General features: G+C 57.8%; 19 protein-coding genes. 10 read left to right on the top strand and 9 right to left on the bottom strand.

Annotated elements, in window-relative coordinates; genetic code table 11:
* A complete protein-coding gene (locus FXO11_RS16525; protein ID WP_148864055.1) occupies positions 1-606 on the top strand; it encodes a DJ-1/PfpI family protein in 606 nt (201 codons plus the stop codon).
* Positions 599-928 (top strand): antibiotic biosynthesis monooxygenase family protein, encoded by a 330-nt coding sequence (locus tag FXO11_RS16520; protein ID WP_148864054.1) that lies wholly within the window; start codon positions 599-601, stop codon positions 926-928. The genes FXO11_RS16525 and FXO11_RS16520 overlap by 8 nt, the downstream gene beginning before the upstream one ends.
* Before the next feature lie 73 nt (positions 929-1,001).
* Here the strand turns inward: FXO11_RS16520 and FXO11_RS16515 are convergent, their stop codons facing one another.
* A complete protein-coding gene (locus tag FXO11_RS16515; protein WP_148864053.1) occupies positions 1,002-3,788 on the bottom strand; it encodes an EAL domain-containing protein in 2,787 nt (928 codons plus the stop codon).
* Between the two features lie 25 nt (positions 3,789-3,813).
* Positions 3,814-4,788 (bottom strand): FecR family protein, encoded by a 975-nt coding sequence (locus tag FXO11_RS16510; RefSeq protein WP_148864052.1) that lies wholly within the window; start codon positions 4,786-4,788, stop codon positions 3,814-3,816.
* Positions 4,789-4,913: 125 nt separating this feature from the next.
* Between FXO11_RS16510 and FXO11_RS16505 the strand changes: the two genes are divergently transcribed.
* Both FXO11_RS16505 and FXO11_RS16500 read left to right on the top strand, forming a co-directional pair.
* Positions 4,914-6,431 carry a ShlB/FhaC/HecB family hemolysin secretion/activation protein gene (locus tag FXO11_RS16505; RefSeq protein ID WP_148864051.1) on the top strand — a complete coding sequence of 506 codons (1,518 nt, stop codon included), beginning with the start codon at positions 4,914-4,916 and terminating at the stop codon, positions 6,429-6,431.
* 189 nt (positions 6,432-6,620) lie between these two features.
* Positions 6,621-7,079, top strand: a complete 459-nt coding sequence (locus FXO11_RS16500; RefSeq protein ID WP_148864050.1) for an EVE domain-containing protein — start codon at positions 6,621-6,623, stop codon at positions 7,077-7,079.
* Positions 7,080-7,095: 16 nt separating this feature from the next.
* Here the strand turns inward: FXO11_RS16500 and FXO11_RS16495 are convergent, their stop codons facing one another.
* From FXO11_RS16495 to FXO11_RS16475, 5 genes are all read right to left on the bottom strand, one after another.
* Positions 7,096-7,842: an LrgB family protein gene (locus FXO11_RS16495; RefSeq protein WP_148864049.1), complete on the bottom strand. Its 747-nt coding sequence runs from the start codon at positions 7,840-7,842 to the stop codon at positions 7,096-7,098.
* Entirely contained in the window at positions 7,835-8,203 is a 369-nt protein-coding gene (locus tag FXO11_RS16490) for a CidA/LrgA family protein (protein ID WP_148864048.1), read from the bottom strand. Before FXO11_RS16490 ends, FXO11_RS16495 begins: the two co-directional genes overlap by 8 nt.
* A 114-nt stretch (positions 8,204-8,317) precedes the next feature.
* Positions 8,318-9,859, bottom strand: a complete 1,542-nt coding sequence (locus FXO11_RS16485; RefSeq protein ID WP_148864047.1) for a SpoVR family protein — start codon at positions 9,857-9,859, stop codon at positions 8,318-8,320.
* The gene (locus FXO11_RS16480; RefSeq protein ID WP_148864046.1) at positions 9,856-11,148 is read right to left on the bottom strand and encodes a YeaH/YhbH family protein; all 1,293 of its coding nucleotides are present in this window, start codon (positions 11,146-11,148) and stop codon (positions 9,856-9,858) included. Before FXO11_RS16480 ends, FXO11_RS16485 begins: the two co-directional genes overlap by 4 nt.
* A 247-nt stretch (positions 11,149-11,395) precedes the next feature.
* Entirely contained in the window at positions 11,396-13,318 is a 1,923-nt protein-coding gene (locus FXO11_RS16475) for a PrkA family serine protein kinase (RefSeq protein WP_148864045.1), read from the bottom strand.
* Positions 13,319-14,082: 764 nt separating this feature from the next.
* Between FXO11_RS16475 and osmF the strand changes: the two genes are divergently transcribed.
* The 4 genes from osmF (at position 14,083) to FXO11_RS16455 (ending at position 17,973) form a co-directional block, all read left to right on the top strand.
* Entirely contained in the window at positions 14,083-15,006 is a 924-nt protein-coding gene (osmF, locus tag FXO11_RS16470; protein ID WP_148864044.1) for a glycine betaine ABC transporter substrate-binding protein OsmF, read from the top strand.
* Positions 15,007-15,010: 4 nt separating this feature from the next.
* Positions 15,011-16,198 carry an ABC transporter permease gene (locus tag FXO11_RS16465; RefSeq protein ID WP_227545942.1) on the top strand — a complete coding sequence of 396 codons (1,188 nt, stop codon included), beginning with the start codon at positions 15,011-15,013 and terminating at the stop codon, positions 16,196-16,198.
* A gap of 84 nt (positions 16,199-16,282) precedes the next feature.
* The gene (locus tag FXO11_RS16460) at positions 16,283-17,230 is read left to right on the top strand and encodes an ABC transporter ATP-binding protein (RefSeq protein ID WP_148864042.1); all 948 of its coding nucleotides are present in this window, start codon (positions 16,283-16,285) and stop codon (positions 17,228-17,230) included.
* Positions 17,230-17,973 carry an ABC transporter permease gene (locus tag FXO11_RS16455; RefSeq protein ID WP_148864041.1) on the top strand — a complete coding sequence of 248 codons (744 nt, stop codon included), beginning with the start codon at positions 17,230-17,232 and terminating at the stop codon, positions 17,971-17,973. The genes FXO11_RS16460 and FXO11_RS16455 overlap by 1 nt, the downstream gene beginning before the upstream one ends.
* Before the next feature lie 16 nt (positions 17,974-17,989).
* On the opposite strand, the gene FXO11_RS20680 is transcribed toward FXO11_RS16455, so the two are convergent.
* Both FXO11_RS20680 and FXO11_RS20675 read right to left on the bottom strand, forming a co-directional pair.
* The gene (locus FXO11_RS20680; RefSeq protein ID WP_406565633.1) at positions 17,990-18,349 is read right to left on the bottom strand and encodes a tyrosine-type recombinase/integrase; all 360 of its coding nucleotides are present in this window, start codon (positions 18,347-18,349) and stop codon (positions 17,990-17,992) included.
* Between the two features lie 115 nt (positions 18,350-18,464).
* Positions 18,465-18,950, bottom strand: a complete 486-nt coding sequence (locus FXO11_RS20675) for a phage integrase N-terminal SAM-like domain-containing protein (protein WP_406565632.1) — start codon at positions 18,948-18,950, stop codon at positions 18,465-18,467.
* Between the two features lie 637 nt (positions 18,951-19,587).
* On the opposite strand from FXO11_RS20675, the gene FXO11_RS16440 reads away from it, so the two are divergent.
* A complete protein-coding gene (locus FXO11_RS16440; RefSeq protein WP_148864039.1) occupies positions 19,588-19,860 on the top strand; it encodes an antitoxin in 273 nt (90 codons plus the stop codon).
* Positions 19,861-19,951: 91 nt separating this feature from the next.
* Positions 19,952-20,317 (top strand): Rap1a/Tai family immunity protein, encoded by a 366-nt coding sequence (locus FXO11_RS16435; protein WP_148864038.1) that lies wholly within the window; start codon positions 19,952-19,954, stop codon positions 20,315-20,317.
* Position 20,318 lies beyond the last annotated feature (1 nt).

Here is a 20,318-nt window from a genome sequence, read left to right as displayed (position 1 = left end):
ATGACAACGCGAGTAGGGCTGTTCGTTTTCGATGAGGTCGAAGTGCTGGATTTTGCCGGACCCTACGAGGTCTTCACCACAGCCTCCCGCGTGCATCGCCGGACCCAGCCCGTGGGGCCGGAACCTTTCTCGGTCGTCACCATTTCCCGGTACGGGGGGCGGGTTACGACGCGCGCCGGTTTGCGCATCGAAGCCGATCATACGATCGCAGAGCATCCGGATGTCGATCTGCTCATCGTTCCTGGCGGTGTGGTCGCTGCGGAGCTGGAAAAGCCTGCCGTCATTCGCTGGATCGAGCAGACGGCCAATAAAGCCCCGCTCACCGCCTCGGTCTGCACCGGCGCCTTCCTGCTGGCAGAAGCCGGTTTGCTCAACGGGCGCACAGCGACCACGCATTGGGAAGATTTAGACGATTTGCGACAGGCTTTTCCCGGGGTGAACGTCTTACCGGGCCGCCGCTGGATCGACCAGGGCAGCGTGGTAACCTCCGGCGGCATCTCCGCCGGTATCGATATGAGTCTACACTTGGTGGAGCGCCTTGCCGGCCGCGAGCTGGCCGTCAAAACCGCACGACAGATGGAATTCGATTGGACTGAAAATGGCTGACGATCTACCCCTGATTGCCGAAACGCCCGAACCCCCTTATTACGCGGTGATTTTCACGTCTCTAAGAGCCGAAGGCGACCACGGCTATGATGCCATGGCCCAGCGCATGGTCGAGCTGGCCGCCGAGCAGCCCGGGTTCTTGGGCGTGGAGTCGGCTCGTGAAGACGTGGGGATCACGGTGTCCTATTGGCGCGACCTCGACTCTATCCGCAACTGGAAACAGCATGCCCAGCACCGGATTGCGCAGCGCCGAGGCCAGGATGTCTGGTACGCCCATTATTCAGTGCGTATCGCCCGGGTCGAGCGCGCCTATAGTTGGTAAGATAAGGATTGGCAAGACAAGGGCTGGCAAGGTAAGACAGGGGCTGGTAAGACAAGCGCTGGTAAGGCCTAAATCAAGAAGTCTGAGACTGAGCGAGCGGTGAGCGCCGTTGTTCCAGCCAGGCGTCGAACTCATTCAGCGGCAGCGGGCGGGCATAGTGGTAGCCCTGTACCAGATCGCAACGGGCCTCTCGTAGGAAGGCTTCGTCCTCGGCCGTCTCCACGCCTTCGGCCACCACGTGCATGCCCAGCTCATGGGCCATATTGATGGTGGACTGGACGATAACCTGATTGCTCGGATGCTGCTGGATATGGGTGACGAACTGCCTGTCGATTTTCAGCACGTTGGCCCGTAATTCCTGCAGGTAGCTGAGTGAGGAAAAACCAGTGCCATAGTCGTCGATGGCGAGGGTGATCCCGGCATCCACTAGCTCGTGGATCAGTTTTAAAGCCTGGTCTTTGTTCGATAGTAAGGCCGTCTCCGTCAATTCGCATTCAAACTGAAAGTAGCCACTGCCGGACAGCAGAAGTTCCTTCAAATCATAGACGAAACCGGCATCCTGGAAAATCCGGGCGGACAGGTTGACGGCCACGTTCCGAGGGCGTTGGGCTGCCTCCCACGCCGACTCCTGTTTGAGGATCGTTTCCACAACCCACTGAGTGAGTGGCGCAATCTGGCGGGAATTTTCCGCCACTTCAATAATGGTGGGCACCGGCACGAACTCGTCCCTATTCGAGGGCCAGCGAAGCAAGGCCTCGCATCCGATTGGCACCAGATTCGGCAACGCGAGTTTGGGCTGATAGACCAGTTGGAAGGCATCGTCCTGGATGTTCTTGCGGATGGCGGGCACCAGCTTCAGACGCTTGATCGCTGCCTCGCCGTCATCCTCGCTGTAGCAGCGGATGGCCACGGCTTCTTGCTTGCCCAGGCGCATGGCGTCGCCCGCATGCCGCAACAGCTCTTCAGCGAGATTGTCCTCATGACCCGCTTGACCTTTCGCCGTTGTAGACGCCGTGTTAGACGGAGCGCGGTATTCGGCGACGCCCAACGTACCGGTAATCTGAATCGTGATCGTCTCCGACGAGTTCATATGGAACGGTCTTTCCAGCGCCTGGAGTAGATAGATGCAGAACTGCTCCCCGCCGGCGGCAAACCGCAGGCCCGGAAGCCAGAGTGCGAAGCTGTTGCCATCGACCCGCGCACCATGAGCGATTTCGCCCATTTCCAGTTGGAGTCTTTCGGCGACGGCTTTCAGCAATCGGTCACCCACCGCGTGGCCGTAAGTATCGTTGACCTCGTGGAAGTAATCGATGTTCAGAGTGATCAGACAACCGGTGTCATGCCGGCCAACACTCGCGTTGACACGTTCAAAGAAGGCCGACCGCTTGAACAGGCCTGTCAGCGCGTCGTATGTGGCGCGGTACTTCAACTCGTTTTCGCGTGCCACCCGTTCACGCAAATCCCGCAGTACCACCGTGAAGATGGGGCTGGACGACAAGTCCACCCGGCTGACGGTGGCCTCCACGGGAATGTGACGGCCGGACTCGTCAACCAGGTGGGTATCGAAGGGCTTGTCCGGTAGCGTCACCAGCCCGTGCCGGGCATCGGGTAAGCGGGTGGCAATGGGCGTCTCCAGTAGCCCGGATTCATCCATGCCGCACAAATGCAGAAACGAATGGTTGACCCGGATAATGCTGCCGGAGGGATCGGCACAGAGAATGCAGTCGTTGGTGGTAGCCACGATTCTGTCCAGCAAGGCCTGATTGTCACGCAGCGTTATCTGGAGCCAGAAGCCCTCTAGCGTGGCCTTGTCGAGCTTGGCCAGATTGATGGCGATATAGACCAAGACGGTCAGCACCGGCAGTTCGATAATCGGCAGCATCAGTCCGGCCTGACGGTACAGGACAATAAACAGGCCTGCCCATAGCAGTGAGAAGCCAGCGATAACCTGAAGACCGAGATGCCAGCGTGTGCGGTTGAATAGCAGCGCCGACAATAGCCAAACCAGCACCAGGAATAGCACCTGCGGCACGGGGTTCAGCGTGTATAACCCGCCGCGTCTTAGTGTCTCGGTGCCTAGGGCCTGTATCACGGCGCCCGGTAGCGCGCGATGGATAGGCGTCGCGAGGATGTCTCCCAGTTCGATTGCCGTCGCCCCGACAATGACGTCCCGCCCCTCAAGGAAACGGTGTGGAACCTTGCCCTCGATCAGGTCGACAAAGCTGACATAGTGAAAGGATTGCGGATCGATACTGAAATCGATCCAGGTTGCGGCGTCGTTCTGTGTCGCCAATGCATTCCACACGCCCGGATAGAACGTGCCATTCCAGTGAAAGCCCGTGGATAAGTGGCGTACCAGTCCGTCTCCTTCAGGGTACATGTTGACCGATACCTGATCCACGTAGTCGCGGAACGCCGGCAACGGCTGGCTCAGCAGCAGAGTCTGGTCGCCATGGGAGCGGCGCTGGAGAAAAACCGGTAGGTAAACGCCGGTGCTGTCTTTGATCCGGTCAAGCGCGGTGGCGAGCGCCCGGTCGTTATCGGGGGTGGACCGTGCGCTAAAGTCGATGTCGAGAACCAGCGATTGGACGCCGGCATCGTCCATTTGGCGGATGGCTTCGGTGTATATCGATCGTGGCCAGGGCCACTGGCCAACGGCTCTCAAGCTCTCGGCATCAATTTCGACCAGCGTCAGGTTAGTTTGAACGCGCTGTATCAACGTCCATTGAACGAGGTTGTCTCGCAGCACAAGGTCCGCGCGGTGCAAGCTACCGGAGGCCCATAATGCAAAGAAGACTCCCCCGGCGACAAGCGTCGCCAGGAGGATTCGGAACCGGCCCGAACGATGGTCATGGCGCATACGATTTCACAGTGGTAAATGATGTTTAGTCGTCGTCATCGTCATCGTCGTCATCGCCCGGCTTTCCTGGGCCCGGCCCTGGACTAGGTTCAGGCTCGGGCTCAGGTTCAGGCTCAGGCTCAGGACCGGGGCCAGGACTTGGCTCTTCGGGACCGGGAGCTTCTGGCGGGGGAACGTCATCATCGCCACCGTCGACAGGCGGCGGCAGGGGATCCATACTGTCATCGCGGCCCGGTATATCGTCGTCGGGGCCGGTCATGTCGTCCTGCGCCATGTCTTCGACGACCTGTTGCTCCGTGGCGATCTCCGCCAGATTGCCCAGGGCGCCCTCGAACGCCCGCTCGGCCTCGGTGTCATCACCTTGCGGCTGTCCGTTTAGGCTTGGTGTCTCGGCCGTAGATGTGGTCCGGGTGCGGGTCTCGGATTGAAAAGACTGGACGCCGGCCCGTTCCGACCCGGAACTTACCACATCGCCGGGCATCAGCAATTCGCGCTGGCCGCTGTCGATGTCCATCACCTCCAGAGAGCCTTCCACCAGCGTCACGAAAGAGGCCGATTCGCCGGAGACGATGACGAAACGCGTGCCTTTGACGGTAGACACCAGAAAGGGCGTCTCGACGCTGAACTCGTCGGGCTTGCGCTCAACCGAGTAAAAGACCGTGCCAAACCACTGTTTGACTTTGGATACCAGTCCATCGCGGTTGTTCGGCGTTGCCTGCAGGGAGACCTGAGAGTTGCTCTTGACCTGGAATGTCGAGCCCGCCTGTTCGACGATGGCCTCGCCGTTTGGTTGGGTTCGAATGTCCGCAGGTACCGGTAGGGACATGCCTGTGGTGACTGTCTGCCAAGGTGCGTCCGAGGTGGGACGAAACTCCACATCGCCGGTAACGGAAGTCACCCGTACGGATTCCGCCGCGAACGCCGTAAGCATGTTCAAAAGAAGGAAAACGCCAAGAAAGAACGGGCCGAATACCCGGCCCGTGCTACTACATCCCAGCATGTCGATTTACCCCCGACGTCATATTTCTAAGTTAGCAACATTCAACAATTCTTTACATCTCAAATTAGCGAGTGCCGTTAGACTGCAAAGCTTTACATAATCATTATTCGAAGGCGACGTAAGCTGTGCTAAATAACGTCATATTTTGTATCTGCCTATGCCTGGTTGCCGGTGTGCCGTTTGCGCGGGCCCACGAAAGTGCAGCTATTGGGGCGGTGGTTTTTGAGGGCGTCAGTGCGTTCGATGTTGGCCAGCTACTTCCCACCTATCTGGACCATCTCGGCCAGAACATCGGACCGGACGGCTACGACCAGCTACGCGAGCGCGTCTCCGATTATTACGTGCGTCAGGGCTATCTACGCCCGGTGATTCGCGCCCAGCGTCATGAGGACACGGCGCAGGTGGTTCGCCTGGCCGTGGACGAACCTTACATTGGCCGGATCGAGGTCGAAGGCGGGAGTCTTGAGATCCAGCGTGAAGTCCGGGACCGGCTGAGCCCGCTGATGGAGCGACCGGCCGTATCAAAGGCCAACATTGACGCTATCGTCAGGGATATCGAGGGCCGGCTGTCGATTGGTCTGTCCTCGGCCGTCGAGCCCTCGCAAAGCGACAGTGCGGCCCATACGCTGCGAGCGAAGATCGGGCCACGCATCGGCGGGCGCTTAACCTATAGCGCCGAGGGCAGTCAGCGGCTCGGGCAGCACCTGATCGGCGGTACGGTTTCTGTCTACGGGTTGTCGCAAGATATCAGCGAACTCTACGTATCGGCCCTGCACACCGCCGATTCGGATGGCTATCGCAGCGTGGGCGCCGGTATGCGCTTGCCCACTTCGGAGGTTGCGTCCATCTACCTCGATTTCAGCAACGCCAAGTCGGTGCCGCAGGACTACGGGGATGTGGAGGCGCCGGTCTATCGACGCAACTGGGGGCGTTTCTTGTGGTGGCAGACGCTGGTCGATGAACGTACGCGGGATTTGAGCCTATACGGCAGTGCGATCGTCCGCGACTACACCCGGCGTCATGAGGGCGAGACCGAGATCGACGAAAGCCTGCGGATGGCTTTGCTGGGCGTTCAGACCTATCTGCGCGGACGGGGCCAGACCTCCCGAATAGAGATCGAAACCCGCTTCGGGGTCGATGCGTTCGGCGCGAAACGCACGGGCACAGATGCGGGTAGCGATATCGATCTGAGCTACCAGGTGTTGCTGGCCGAGTACACCTACTGGCGGGGGCTGCCGGCTGATTTCTCGCTGCGGGGGGATATTGCTGTCCAGTACTCGCCCTACGAATTGCCATACTCCCAGCGCTTTTCCATCGGCGGTACCCGTTTTGCGCGAGCCTACGAGCCGGGGGAGTTCAGCGGGGATTCCGGTGCCGGTGGCAAGCTCGAATTGCGTCGCGCCTATGCCGCTGACGGCATCCTGCAAGGTAGCCGGTTGGTGCCGTACATCTACTATGGTCTGGCGGCCGCCCGGCAGAACGCAAACGATGAAACCGAGTCGGCCGCTGCGTCCGGTATAGGCTTGCGCTTTTTGGGGCGTCAATTCGCCGCCTACGCCGAATACGGCAAACCGTTGACGGTGGAGTCCGAGTACCGCGACAACGATGCCCGGCTGACGGGGCGGCTTTCGGTTACTTTCTAGTTTTTGGTGCCTCTAGTTTTCGGTGCTTTGTCGCTTCAGTACTCAGTACTCTCCGGCTTTCCGTACTTCCCAGCTTCCGATATTTTTTGGTTTTAGGTACTTTCAAACTTTAGGTGCTCTCAAGTTTTAGGAGCTTTCGAGCTTTATGTATCTGCTAGTGTTAGGTGCTTTCTATTAGAGGGACGGACGATGGCGCATTGGCTGGTCAAGAGCGAACCCGATGAGTGCGGTATCGATGATTTTGCCAGGGCGCCGGACAAACCGATTGCCTGGGACGGTGTGCGCAACTACCAGGCTCGGAACTTCCTGGCAGAGATGGAAACCGGCGACCACGTCTTTATGTACCACTCCAGCTGCAAGCTGATCGGTGTGGCGGGCACGCTCCGTGTGGTGCGCTCCGCCTATCCTGACCCGACCCAGTTCGACGAGCAGTCACCGTATTTCGACGCCAAAAGTGCGCCGGACAAGCCGCGCTGGAAAGCCGTGGATATGGTGTTCGAGCGCAAATTCGATGACGTGATTCCGCTACAGCGGCTGAAGCAAGAAACGGCGCTGGCCGATCTGCCGTTGGTGAAAAAAGGCGCCCGGCTCTCGGTGATGCCGGTCACCGAAGCGCAGTGGGAGCACATCTTGTCTATGGCCGGTTAGTGGCTTTTTGGGGGCTTTACGATAGCCACCCGGGAAAAATAGCCCGCACCAGGTCAATCATTCCCGGCAACAACACCGCCGTGGCGAAGGCCGACAGGGCCATGGCGAGCCCTGAAAAAGCGCCCATCATCGGGCTGACCTGAAACGCCCGGGCGGTGCCAATGCCGTGGGCCGAGACGCCCATGGCAATGCCTTTCACGCCATCGTCCCCAATGCGCAGGAGCTCGAACAGTTTGGTGCCGAGCAACGCGCCGATAATCCCCGTCACAACCACGAGTACCGCCGTCAACGAGGGTAAACCGCCAATGGCGTCTGAGATACCCATGGCCACCGGTGCGGTCACCGATTTGGGCGCCAGAGAGAGAATGGTTTCAGGCGAGGCGCCGAAGATCCAGGCGATGGCCATAGAGCTCAGCGCACCTACGATCACCCCGGCCAACAGCGCGACCAGCACGGGAATCCAGACCGCGCGCAATCGCGAAAGCTGTTCGTAAAGGGGAACGGCCAACGCCACCGTAGCCGGACCCAGCAAAAAATGAATGAACTGGCCGCCCTCGAAGTATTCCTCATAACTTGTCCCGGTCAACAGCAGGAACACGATCAGCATGCCGATGGTGGTGATCACCGGATTGAGCAGCGGATTGCTGTTGGCCCACACATACAGCCGGTGGGCCAGGCCATAGGCGACCAAGGTGGCCGTCAGTCCCAGGAGGGGCGACGTGGAGAGATAAACCCAGATTTGGGTCAGGCCTGTTTCAACCATTGTCACGGCTCCGCCTGGCGGCCAGGCGCTGGATGCCGAGCATGGTCAAGGCGGTCACAACCATGGTGAGGACCGTGCTGAGCACCAGCGCCATGGCAATAGGCAGCCACTCGTTCATGATGCGGCTGAAATAGACCATCATGCCCACGCCGGCGGGCACGAACAGCAGCGACAGGTGACCGAGCAGGGCGCTGGTGGAGGCATCCAGCGATTGGCCCACATGGCCGCGGATAATGAGGGTCACGAATAACAGAATCATGCCCAGCACGGGCCCCGGAATGGTCAGGCCGAACAGGCGAACGGTAACTTCGCCCACCAGCTGGTAAACCAGCAGAATGGTGATGCCATTGAGAAAATGCATGGATGGTTCAAGTCCAATGGGTTGTGATCGATGGTTTCCGTCTCGGACTATGACATCACCCCTGGCAGGGAATGTCACCCCGGCCCGATGACCGGGATGAGCTGCAGGGACGTGTTACTCCTCGTTGTCGAGCTTGCGTGGCGGGCAGTGGAACTCGTTTACGACGGCGCCATCCTCGACGCTTTCCAAGCGCACGTCGAAGCCCCAGAGGCGATGCACATGGCGTAAAACCTCGCTGGTGCTCTCACCCAGCGGAATGCTGTCCGACGGTACATGCCGCAAGGTCAGCGAGCGGTCGCCGCGAACATCGACGTTCCAGACCTGAATGTTGGGCTCGCGATAACTGAGGTTGTACTGTCGCGCCAGCTTTTCTCTCAGCTCGCGGTAGCCCGGCTCGTTGTGGATGGCGGTAATGCGGTAAACATCCTCTTCCTGGTTGTCGGAGATGGCGAACAGCTTGAGATCGCGCATCACCTTAGGTGAGAGAAATTGATGGATGAAGCTTTCGTCTTTGAAGTTGCGCATGGCGAAATGCAGGGTTTCCACCCAGTCGGTGCCCGCCAGGTCCGGGAACCACTCCCGGTCTTCATCTGTCGGGTTCTCGCAGATACGGCGCAGATCGGTATACATGGAGAAGCCCAGGGTGTACGGGTTCAGGCCCGAGTACCAGGGGCTGTCGAAAGGTGGCTGGTAGATCACTGCCGTATGACTCTGCAGGAACTCCAGCATAAACCCATCGGTCACCAGACCCTTCTCGTACAGCCGGTGGAGCAGGGTGTAGTGCCAGAAGCTGGCCCAGCCCTCGTTCATCACCTGGGTCTGGCGCTGGGGATAGAAGTACTGCGCAATCTTGCGCACGATGCGGATGATTTCCCGCTGCCAGGTTTCCAGTAGCGGCGCGTTCTTCTCGATGAAGTAAAGCAGGTTTTCCTGCGGCTCAGACGGATAGCGCTGGCGCCGGTTACTCTCTTCGTCGTCGTCCCCCATCTTCGGAATGGTGCGCCACAGGTCGTTGATCTGGCGTTGCAGGTATTCCTCGCGTTCTTGCTGGCGCCGTTGTTCCTCGGTGGCCGAAATCGGCGCCGGACGCTTGTAGCGGTCGACGCCGAAATTCATCAACGCGTGGCAGGAGTCGAGAATCTGCTCCACCGCCTCCAGCCCATGCCTCTCTTCGCATTCGGCCAGGTAATTGCGGGCGAAGACCAGGTAATCGATGATCGCGCTGGCATCGGTCCAGGTGCGGAACAGGTAGTTGCCCTTAAAAAAGGAGTTGTGCCCGTAAGACGCATGGGCAATGACCAGCGCCTGCATCGGCAGCGTGTTTTCCTCCATCAGATACGCGATACAGGGGTCGGAGTTGATGACGATCTCGTACGCCAGCCCCATCTGCCCGCGCTGATAGCCCTTGGACGTGTTCAGGAACTGTTTGCCAAAGGACCAGTGATGGTAGCCCACGGGCATGCCCACCGAGCTGTAGGCATCCATCATCTGCTCGGCGCTGATGACCTCAATCTGGTTCGGGTAGGTGTCCAGACCGAATTCTTCGGCGCACTTGTCGATCTCTTCCTGGTAACGCCGTACCAGGTCGAACGTCCATTCGGAGGTGGTGGAAATCGGTTCGTTGGCAACGGGTGGTTTGTCGACGGTTCCGGTCATGCCGCTTTCCTCTCGAACAACTGGCGGAACACCGGATAGATATCGCCCGGGTCCGCGATCTGTTGCATGGCGAAGCTATGCGGGTCTTTCTCCATGATCTTTTCGTACTCGTACCAGAGCATCTGGTGATCCTGGGGCGTGATCTCCACATAAGAGTAGTACTGCACCAGCGGGAGAATCTGTTCGGACAGAATCTTGCCGCAGATGGGCGAGTCGTCGTTCCAGTTATCGCCATCCGACGCCTGGGCCGCGTAGATGTTCCATTCCGATGGGGAATAGCGCGCGTCGATGATCTGTTTCATCATTTTCAATGCACTGGAGACAATGGTGCCGCCGGTTTCGCGGGAGTAGAAGAACTCCTCCTCGTCGACTTCCTTGGCGCTGGTGTGATGACGAATGAACACCACATCGATGCGCTTGTAGTTCTTCTTCAGGAACAGGTAAAGCAGGATGAAGAAGCGCTTGGCGATGTCCTTATGCATCTGGGTCATAGACCCGGATACATCCATCAAACAGAACATGACGGCGCTGGTGGCCGGCTTCGGTTTCTTGATGTGCTGACGGTAGCGCAGGTCGATTTCATCGATCCAGGGAATCCGGCGCAGGTTGCTCTTCAGGCGCTTGATCTCGGCCTCCAGGGCTTCAATCTGGTCCTGTGGACTGAACGCGGGGTCCGGTTCCTGGGGCTGGGCTTTCAGTTCGGCCAGCTGTGCTTCAAGTTCGCGCAGTTTGCGTTTGCGGGCGCCGCCCAGGCCTAGACGGCGAGCATGGGCGCCGCGCAGGGAGCGGACCACATCGAGTTTGGCCGGGATACCCTGGGAGCTAAACCCGGCGCGTTCGTACTTGAAGGCCTCAGTATCTTTGAGTTTCTTGCGGGCGAGGTTGGGCAGTTCCAAATCGTCGAACAGAAAATCGAGGAACTCGTCCTGGGTGATCTGGAAGGCAAACTCGTCCATGCCTTCCCCGTCCGGGCTGGCCTGTCCCTGACCCTGGCCGCCACCGCCGCCCTGAGGTTTGGGTAAGGTGTCGCCGGTGACGAATTCCTTGTTGCCCGGGTGCACCATCTCGCGATTGCCGCCCCGGCCATGGTGGAAAATCGGTTCTTCAATATCCCGGGATGGGATACTGACGTTCTCGCCACGTTCAATATCGGTAATCGAGCGCCGTTGAACGGCTTCGGCCACCGCTTTCTTGATGTGGTGACGGTAGCGCCGCAGGAACCGCTCGCGGTTGACGGCGCTCTTGTTTTTGCCGTTAAGTCGGCGATCGACGATGTGGGTCATCCCCATAACACTCTCCAGCTTCTGGTGGAGGACGCCCCTGGATACAAGACTTGCGGCGTTGCGAGGAACTCACCAGCTCTCCTACCAAGTAGGTATGCCTCGCTGGCTGCGCTCCGGGCGCCTTGCACTTCATGCATCCTGGTGCGTCCCCGGCCTCGAGTCAGTTTCAAGGAGCCTCGTTGAGTCTCTTCTTGACTCCTAACCTGGTTAAGGGCCGCTGTTGCGTGTCTTTAGGCAGCCAGCGGCCACTTTGTTACTGGGACTTCCTTACCCGCAGGTACCATTCGGCAAGCAGGCGGACCTGCTTTTCGGTGTAACCGCGTTCGACCATCCTTTCGACGAACTGTTTGTGTTTTTTCTGGTCTTCCTGCGACGCCTTCGGATTGAAGGAGATGACCGGAAGCAGGTCCTCGGTGTTGGAGAACATCTTCTTCTCGATCACGGCGCGCAGCTTCTCGTAGCTGAGCCAGGATGGGTTCTGGCCCTGGTTGTTGGCGCGTGCCCGCAGGACGAAGTTGACCACCTCGTTGCGGAAATCCTTCGGGTTGCTGATGCCGGCCGGCTTTTCGATCTTCTCCAGCTCGTCGTTGATGGCAGAGCGGTTGAGGATTTCGCCGGTTTCAGGGTCGCGATACTCCTGATCCTGTATCCAGAAGTCGGCATAGGTCACGTAGCGGTCGAACAGGTTCTGGCCGTACTCGCTGTAGCTTTCCAGATACGCGGTCTGAATTTCCTTGCCGATGAATTCGACATAGTGCGGCGCCAGGTATTCCTTGATGAACCGCAGGTAGCGTTCCTGCACTTCGTTGGGGAACTGCTCTTGCTCGATCTGCTTCTCCAGCACGTAGAGCAGGTGCACTGGGTTGGCCGCGATTTCCGTGGTGTCGAAGTTGAACACCTTGGACAGGATCTTGAAGGCGAAACGGGTGGAAAGACCGTCCATCCCCTCGTTGACGCCGGCTGAGTCGCGGTACTCCTGGATCGACTTGGCCTTGGGATCGGTGTCCTTGATGTTCTGGCCATCGTAGACCCGCATCTTGGAGAAGATGCTGGAGTTTTCCGGCTCCTTCAGGCGCGAGAGGATCGAAAACTGGGCGAGCATATCCAGCGTGTCCGGAGCGCAGGGCGCGCCCTTCAGCGAACTATGGCGTAGCAGCTTGCCATAGATGTCGATTTCCTCGCTCACCCGCAGGCAATAAGGCACCTTGACGATGTAGACCCGGTCGAGGAACGCCTCGTTGTGCTTGTTGTTGCGGAAGGTCTGCCACTCGGATTCGTTGGAGTGGGCCAGGATAACGCCGTCGAACGGGACTGAGCCCATGCCTTCGGTGGTGTTGTAGTTGCCTTCCTGAGTGGCGGTCAGCAACGGATGCAATACTTTAATGGGGGCCTTGAACATCTCGACGAATTCCATCAGCCCCTGATTGGCCTTACTCAGGCCGCCAGAGAAGCTGTAGGCATCCGGATCATCCTGGGAGAACTCTTCCAGCATGCGGATGTTGACCTTGCCCACCAGGGCGGAGATGTCCTGGTTATTGTCATCGCCGGGTTCGGTTTTGGAGACGCCGATCTGGTCCAGTACCGACGGATAGCGCTTAACCACCCGGAACTGACCGATATCGCCGCCGTACTCATGCAGCCGTTTCACCGCCCAGGGCGACATGATCGACTTGAGGTAGCGAGCGGGAATGCCGAATTCCTCGTCCAGGATAGGGCCATCTTCCTGGGGATCGAACAGGCCCAACGGCGACTCGTTCACCGGCGATCCCTTGATCGCGTAGAACGGCACCTTCTGCATCAGTTGTTTAAGCTTTTCCGCCAGGGAGGATTTACCGCCGCCCACCGGACCCAGCAGATATAGGATCTGTTTCTTTTCTTCCAGGCCCTGGGCTGCGTGTTTAAAGAAGGAAACAATATTCTCCACGGCCTCTTCCATGCCGTAGAACTCGGAGAACTCCGGATAGCGCTTGATGACTTTGTTGGAAAATATACGTGAAAGGCGCGGATCTCGGGCGGTGTCTATCTTTTCTGGCTCGCCGATAGCCATCAACATTCTCTCAGCGGCAGTCGCATAAGCGGATGGATCTCTTTTGCAGATCTCCAGGTATTCCTCAAGGGAAAATTCCTCCTCCTGAGTAGATTCATACCTATCCTTGAAGTGCTGCAGAATGCTCATATAAGCCCCTCGCTCGCATGATTATCGCAAAAAACTACACTAAAAAGTTCTCCGATCTAGATCTCAGAGTCGCCTTGCACCGGCGTCCCAGGTTGGTCGTTGGAAAATGGAAGTTAGGAGTTGTCTGAACCCGAATACGCCGGTGGTCAAATTCCGGTCAGACGGTCTTGCGCTTCGTTCAAGACTAATTTCAGCTTAGTTCAGACTCAAAAACTTGGACAGTTACAAAGCGTATTTGTTTCGGGTTCATTTCGTTTCTAAGAAACTTTGGAGGCAGCCTCCAAGGCCGCTTATTTTGAACTGGCCACCTCGATACTAGGGCAGAAAGTTGGCGTTTCAAAGCGCCAATTGGGTTTTTTAAAAATAGCGAAAGAGGGCGAAAAATGGCGGACAATCGCTCTTTTAACGCCGTTTCCAATGGGCTTTTGCCGTTGTTTCGAACGAGCGTATGCCTAAAGCCAATTCGGCCTTGCCTTCGTAGATGTGTCCAATAGACTAAGGACTGGTGCAGTACAAAGCAGTACAAAAGAGTACAAGCCCGGTACAAAAGTGAACGAACGGACTTGATGGCCGGGGTCTCTGTGACAGTGAAGGCCGTTCCGGCGATCGAGTCGGTTAATGAAAAGCTCTGAAAACCAGAAGTTCTAACGCGTGGACAAGTGCTAACGACCGAAAAAGTCCTAACGAATGAGACAGCCCAAACAACTGAAAAGTCTAACGACTGAAAAGTCCTAACGACTGAAAAATTCTAACGACCAAGAGGAATGGCCGTGTCCCTTATCTCCCGTTTTCGCCGCGTCGCGGCACTCGCATTGATGCTGACCGCCGGGCCTGTGTTGGCTGCCGATCCTGTGGTCGTCTCCTCCAAGATCGATACCGAGGGCGCCGTACTGGGCCAGATGATTCTGCAGAGCCTGGAAAACGCGGGCATACCCGTGGAAAACCGCCTTCAGCTCGGCGCTACCAATATTGTGCGTAACGCGATCAAGGCGGGCGAAATAGATCTCTATCCGGAGTACACCGGTAATGCGGCATTCTTCCACGACCAGGCCGACCGGGATATTTGGAGGGACGCCGGCAAAGCCTATGAACAGGCCGCCAAATTGGATAAGGAGGCGCACAACATCATCTGGCTGAAGCCGGCCGACGCCAATAACACCTGGGCGATGAGCGTCCGTGGCGACCTGGCGGAAGAGCACGCGCTGAAGACCCTGGAGGATCTGGCGGCCTATATTAACGATGGCGGCGACTTCAAATTTGCGGCCAGCTCCGAGTTTGTCGAATCCGCCAGCGCTTTACCGGCCTTTCAGGACGCTTATGGTTTCAAGCTGGGCTCCGACCAGTTGCTGATCCTTTCCGGTGGCAACACCGCTGCGACACTGCGCGCTGCGGCGTTAAACAATAACGACGTCAACGGCGCCATGACCTACGGCACCGACGGCGGCCTCAATGCGCTCGACCTCAAAGTCATGGAAGACACCAAAGGTGTTCAGCCGGTCTACCAGCCCGCTCCGATCGTGCGGGCGGACGTGTTGGACACCTATCCCAAGATCCGCGACGTGCTCGCGCCCATCTTCGAATCCCTCGACCTGGAAACCCTCCAGCGCCTGAACGGCCAGGTCGCCGTCAATGGCGTACCAGCCGAGAAAGTGGCCCGGGATTATCTGGATTCATTGCCTCAGGACTGAGGATTTGCCCGCTATCAAGCTTTTTTCGAGCCGTATCCTGCCGAATCGCGTCATACCAGCACTGGGGCTTCTAGCCTTGGTGCTGGTCTGGGGCCTCGATTTCGGCACCATTCAGCCCAACCGCATTGTGCCGGGTACCGGGCATGGCTTGCTGTCCGCCGTCGGCTGGGTCGGTGCGGCGTTGGTGTCCGGCACTCTGATCGGTGCCATCCTGCTTTCGGTCATGCCGTTACGCAATCGTTTCGTGTTGCTGGCCGGCATCATCGGCCTTGCCTTGGCGATGCTGCCCGCGCTGCTCGAGACCTTCGCTGCGCGCCATCTGCCTGAGGACGCGCCCTATGCTCGCTCGTCGATCGGGGCGGGCTTGTGGTGTCTGTTATTTTTCCTATCGCTGATGCTGGTTGAAGTCCTCGGGCGGCTCAGAGCGGGCCGCGGGCTTCAGCTTGTCCTACTGCTGTTTATTGTGGGTAGTTGGCTGGCGATTTTTACCAGCGACGGGCTGGAAAGTCTGTCGCTGGTCCGGGAGTTCAATGCGCAACCGGCCAAGTTCGAGCAGGCGCTTTGGACCCATCTAACGCTGGCCCTCGGCGCCGTGGGTATCAGTCTTTGCCTGGCTTTCCTGCTGGCGCTGAAGATGATCCGCAGCCCACGTTGGCGGCGGCCCATCCTGGGTGTCGTTAGTTTCCTGCAGACTATACCAAGTCTGGCCGTTTTCGGTCTCCTGATCGCGCCGCTTAGCGCGTTGTCATCGGCCTTCCCGGTTTTGCAGGATATGGGTATTCGCGGCATCGGCTGGGCACCGGCCCTGCTGGCGCTGATTGCCTACAGCCTGTTGCCGATGGTGCGCAATACCTTCGTCGCCCTGACCGAAGTGCCCGAATCCCTGGTGGATGCCGGCCGGGGCATGGGTATGACCGAACGCCAGCTGTTCCGCCAGGTCAAGCTGCCCCTGGCCTTGCCGGTGATCATTGAAGGTGTGCGCATCACCACCATCCAAGCTATCGGTCTGACCGCCGTGGCAGCGCTGATCGGCGCCGGTGGCTTTGGTGGCTTCATTTTCCAGGGATTGGGACAGGCGGCGATGGATTTGGTGCTGCTGGGAGCGCTGCCGACCATTGCGTTGGCCTTGGCGGCCGATGCGTTGCTCACCATGCTGGGCAACAGCCTTAAACGTACACCTGCCACGGCCTGAACACGGCCTATGTCTGCCCGAAAATGACTTGCGGCTGTCTGATAACGACTTGCGGCTGTCCGACAACGAAAAGGAACTGTCCGGATGATCGAACTGAAAAATGTCACACGGCGCTTTGGCGATATCGTCGCCGTGGACAGGATCGACCTGACCATCGAAACTGGCGAGGTGTGTGTGCTGGTGGGCAGCTCGGGCTGTGGTAAATCCACCACGCTACGGATGATCAATCGCCTGTTACCGCACAGCGCCGGCGAAATCCTGGTTGACGGCGAAGACATCACCGGCATGGACCTGCAGAAGCTGCGCCTCAACATGGGCTATGTCATTCAGGGTACCGGACTATTCCCCCACTGGACCGTCGCGCGCAATATCGCGTTGGTGCCGCAGCTGCTGAAATGGCCGAAAGAGCGTATCGACGAACGCGTCAACGAGCTGCTGTCGCTGCTGGAACTGGACCCGGCCACCTACGGCAACAAGTATCCGCAGCAACTTTCCGGCGGGCAGGCGCAGCGTGTCGGTGTGGCGCGGGCGCTGGCGGCCGATCCCAACATTCTGCTGATGGACGAGCCCTTCGGTGCGCTCGACGCCATCACACGGGAAAATCTGCAGCTGGAAATGTTGCGTATCCAGAGACAGGTGCGCAAGACGACCGTCTTCGTCACCCACGATATCGACGAGGCTCTGAAACTGGCCACCCGCATCGCAGTCATGGATCAGGGCCGTATCATCCAGCACGACACCCCCGAAAACATCCTGCGCCGGCCGGCCTCCGACTTTGTCGAGAACCTCGTCGGCAAGCAGGACCGCGGCCTCAAGCTCATGGGGTTGCGCCCGGTCAGCGAGTTGATGACGCCTCACGCCCAACCCAAGGCGAGCGAACCGGGCGCCGATGGTATCAAGGAAGACGACAGTGTCCGCCTGGCCTTGTCGGTGATGCTCTGGCAGGATCTGCCGCAGGTCGCCGTGTTCAATGCCCGCGGCGAGGAGACCGGCATTATCTCGAGAGAGCGCGTCATCCAGGGAGGCGCCTGATGCGCACCTGGCTGTCCCCGTTACTGCTGGCTGTTCTTCTGATCGGTCTGAGCGCTGCCATGCCGGTGCTGGAGCCGCTATTCCACTGGATTCAGCCGGACAAGCAACGCGTGATCTACGAGCGCGAAAGCTTTCTGTTCCTATTGCAGAACCATCTCGTGCTGGTGCTTATCTCAGCCACCATCGGCACCCTCGCGGCTGTAGCTGGCGGCATCTTCGCCACCCGTTCCTCGGGCAGGGATTTCCTACCCTTGGTCAGCCAGATCGCCTCCATTGGCCAGACCTTTCCGCCTGTTGCCGTGCTCGCGTTGGCCGTACCGGTTCTGGGCTTCGGCGAGGCGCCGATCCTCGTCGCCCTGATCCTCTACGGCCTGCTCCCCATTCTGCGTAATACACTGGCGGGTCTGGAGGGTATCGATCCAGCCGTGCGCGAGGCCGGTCGGGGTATGGGTATGTCGTCCATGCAGGTGCTGTTTCAGGTGGAGTTGCCGCTGGCTGGCCGGGTGATCCTCGCCGGTATCCGCACCTCCGTCACCATCAACATTGCCACTGCCGCTATAGGCTCGACCATCGGCGCGCGTACGCTGGGCGATCCGGTGATTGCGGGGCTGGTCAATGGGAATACCGCCTATGTGTTGCAGGGTGCGATTCTGATCGGGTTGCTGGCCCTGACGACGGATAGTCTGTTCGAAGCGCTTGAGCGGGTTTGGGATCGGCGGTTTTCATTGCAGGTTGCGGCCTGACACACTTCGTTGCTGATCAACCTATGTCAAGCGGGCTTGCAACACAACGCTCATGGCTTCCTATCACGTGCGTGTAAATCATAGTGGTGCTGATATCGTTGTGCCCCATCAATTCCTGAATATTGCGAATATCCGTGCCGGCCTTAAGCAGATTGGTTGCGAAGCTGTGGCGAAACGTATGGCAGCTGGCTTTCTTGAGAATGCCTGATTCCTTGAGTGCCGTGGAGACTGCCCGGCGGACCTGTTGTTCGCCCATATGATGACGTCGGATTATGCTCGACCGAGGATCGACAGAGCGCCTCGGGGCTGGAAAAACATACTGCCAGGCGGGGCTTTTGGCGGCAGCTGGATACTTTCGGTCCAAGGCAAAGGGCATGTAGACCTCTCCAAACCCATCCTGCAAATCCTGTTGGTGCAGAGCCAGCGCGTAATCGGCCTGGGCTTTCAGTGGCTGAATCAGGGATTGCGGCAGTAAAGTCCGGCGCCACTTATCAGCCTTCGCTAAAGTCGATATCCTGAACGCGCAGTCTTACCGCTTCCATTACTCGCAAGCCCGCCCCATACATCAGCGCACTAAGCATGTAGTGAACGCCCCTCATATTGTTGAGCACGGCCATGGCTTCGTCGTGAGTAAAGACGGCGGGCAGCTTCCGTCCACAAGACGTTTTCTGGAATTGAAGGGAGCCGAGCTCAATCTGCAAGAACTGCTGATACATAAAGACAACAGCGTTCAGTGCCGTCTTTTGGGTATTGATGGAAACGTTCCGTTCATTTGCCAGGTAGCTGAGCCAAGTATCGACATCCTTTGGTCCCATACTCTCCGGGTGACGGCGCCCACTAAAGCGAATGAAGTCGCGAATCCATAGGCAGTAGGTTTTCTCGGTTCGGTAAGCGAGGTGGCGTGCTCGCATGAACGCGCGTAAGCGATCCATGAATCGCTTTGGTTGAGCGGGGAGGGGAGGTGCGACATCTTCCATGATGGCTAGTCCTTTGGCTGTATGTATGTACAGCTTAGGGTTCTCGGCGAGCATGAGCAACTGGAAAAACGGTCGTCGCGACCGTGATTTTTGAGAGGTACAGTGAAATGGCCATGTTTGCCAGTTGTTTCAATAGGTTGGACGGTGCGTGAAAAACGGGGATATCGGTCGTGACGACCGTTTTGTCGGAAATGAATGTTTTCCTAGGTGTGTCTGGAACGTTGACATGCCAAGGGCCGCAGACTAGTTTGAAGCGAAATTTGGAAATGAGATATCGGTCGCGGGGATATCGGTCTTCGGAACTCATATACAAATGTTAGCTAGTGAGTACAGAAAGCACACAATGTGCTATCTTTTGACCCATGAAACCTATCACATGGAACCCAGAGAAGAACAAGCTTCTCCAAGCAGAAAGGAGCGTCTCTTTCGAGGATGTGGTTTTGCATATCTCGGTTGGAGGCATCCTGGATACGTTCGAGCATCCGAATCAGGAGCGATATCCGGGGCAACAAATTCATGTGATTGAGATCGAGGGGTATGCGTATTTGGTGCCCTTTGTGGAGTCAGAGGATGAGGTTTTTCTGAAAACGATCATCCCGAGCCGGAAAGCGACCAGAACCTATTTGGGAGGTCCAAAATGAGTAGGCTGGATAAAGAAGAGCAGGAAATTCTGGATGCATTCGATGCAGGAGAGCTGCAGCGGTCGCCAGCCAGTGAAGACAGGAAATTGCGGCATCAACAGTACGCCGAGGCCATGTTCAAGAAAGATGCCCGCATTAACATCAGACTATCCTCAAAGGATCTTAGGGGGCTCCAGAAGAAAGCCCTGGCAGAAGGCATCCCCTACCAGACACTTGTTGCCAGCATCCTTCATAAATATGTGGAAGGCCGCTTGCGCGAGGATCGATAGCTAACCAGGCCATGCACCGGATGCCAAAACCTCCGCTTCGCTCTGGTTTTGTCACCGGTGATGGCGGGCGTTATGAATACAAGGAGAAAAAATGGCCTTTCGAAACCTGAATCTTGCAGCAATGGCTATTATTTTTTTCTTCTTTTCAACATTTGCTCAGGCTGATGGCAATAGACTACTGGAGCAATGTCTAAGCGCAGAAAGATTTCTTGATACCAAGAATGTGCAGAGCCCATTCAATGTGGGAGTGTGTATGGGGATGGTTCAAGGGGTAAGAAACACAATGCAACTTATGGGGAGCAGTAGCTCTATAGTATGCTTCCCAGAAGGAGGCATCGATAACGGTCAGGCTATTCGAATAGTCACGTCGTTTTTGCGTGATAATCCCGCAAAGCTTCATTATCCAGAAACTTTGCTGGCCATGACAGCCTTCCAAGAAGCATATCCGTGCGAGTGAC

Origin of the sequence: Marinobacter fonticola (assembly GCF_008122265.1) — a bacterium.
Lineage (GTDB): Bacteria > Pseudomonadota > Gammaproteobacteria > Pseudomonadales > Oleiphilaceae > Marinobacter_A > Marinobacter_A fonticola.
Note: the sequence above shows the minus strand (reverse complement) of the source record. Positions and strands in the feature narration are given on the sequence as shown.

What these genes read in the sequence shown, in the direction of transcription:
- FXO11_RS16525 (WP_148864055.1), top strand. Translation starts at nt 1, where the DNA reads ATGACAACGCGAGTAGGGCTGTTCGTTTTCGATGAGGTCGAAGTGCTG.
- FXO11_RS16520 (WP_148864054.1), top strand. Translation starts at nt 599, where the DNA reads ATGGCTGACGATCTACCCCTGATTGCCGAAACGCCCGAACCCCCTTAT.
- FXO11_RS16515 (WP_148864053.1), bottom strand. Translation starts at nt 3,788, where the DNA reads ATGCGCCATGACCATCGTTCGGGCCGGTTCCGAATCCTCCTGGCGACG.
- FXO11_RS16510 (WP_148864052.1), bottom strand. Translation starts at nt 4,788, where the DNA reads ATGCTGGGATGTAGTAGCACGGGCCGGGTATTCGGCCCGTTCTTTCTT.
- FXO11_RS16500 (WP_148864050.1), top strand. Translation starts at nt 6,621, where the DNA reads ATGGCGCATTGGCTGGTCAAGAGCGAACCCGATGAGTGCGGTATCGAT.
- FXO11_RS16495 (WP_148864049.1), bottom strand. Translation starts at nt 7,842, where the DNA reads ATGGTTGAAACAGGCCTGACCCAAATCTGGGTTTATCTCTCCACGTCG.
- FXO11_RS16490 (WP_148864048.1), bottom strand. Translation starts at nt 8,203, where the DNA reads ATGCATTTTCTCAATGGCATCACCATTCTGCTGGTTTACCAGCTGGTG.
- FXO11_RS16485 (WP_148864047.1), bottom strand. Translation starts at nt 9,859, where the DNA reads ATGACCGGAACCGTCGACAAACCACCCGTTGCCAACGAACCGATTTCC.
- FXO11_RS16480 (WP_148864046.1), bottom strand. Translation starts at nt 11,148, where the DNA reads ATGGGGATGACCCACATCGTCGATCGCCGACTTAACGGCAAAAACAAG.
- FXO11_RS16475 (WP_148864045.1), bottom strand. Translation starts at nt 13,318, where the DNA reads ATGAGCATTCTGCAGCACTTCAAGGATAGGTATGAATCTACTCAGGAG.
- osmF (WP_148864044.1), top strand. Translation starts at nt 14,083, where the DNA reads ATGGCCGTGTCCCTTATCTCCCGTTTTCGCCGCGTCGCGGCACTCGCA.
- FXO11_RS16460 (WP_148864042.1), top strand. Translation starts at nt 16,283, where the DNA reads ATGATCGAACTGAAAAATGTCACACGGCGCTTTGGCGATATCGTCGCC.
- FXO11_RS16455 (WP_148864041.1), top strand. Translation starts at nt 17,230, where the DNA reads ATGCGCACCTGGCTGTCCCCGTTACTGCTGGCTGTTCTTCTGATCGGT.
- FXO11_RS20680 (WP_406565633.1), bottom strand. Translation starts at nt 18,349, where the DNA reads ATGCCCTTTGCCTTGGACCGAAAGTATCCAGCTGCCGCCAAAAGCCCC.
- FXO11_RS20675 (WP_406565632.1), bottom strand. Translation starts at nt 18,950, where the DNA reads ATGGAAGATGTCGCACCTCCCCTCCCCGCTCAACCAAAGCGATTCATG.
- FXO11_RS16440 (WP_148864039.1), top strand. Translation starts at nt 19,588, where the DNA reads ATGAGTAGGCTGGATAAAGAAGAGCAGGAAATTCTGGATGCATTCGAT.
- FXO11_RS16435 (WP_148864038.1), top strand. Translation starts at nt 19,952, where the DNA reads ATGGCCTTTCGAAACCTGAATCTTGCAGCAATGGCTATTATTTTTTTC.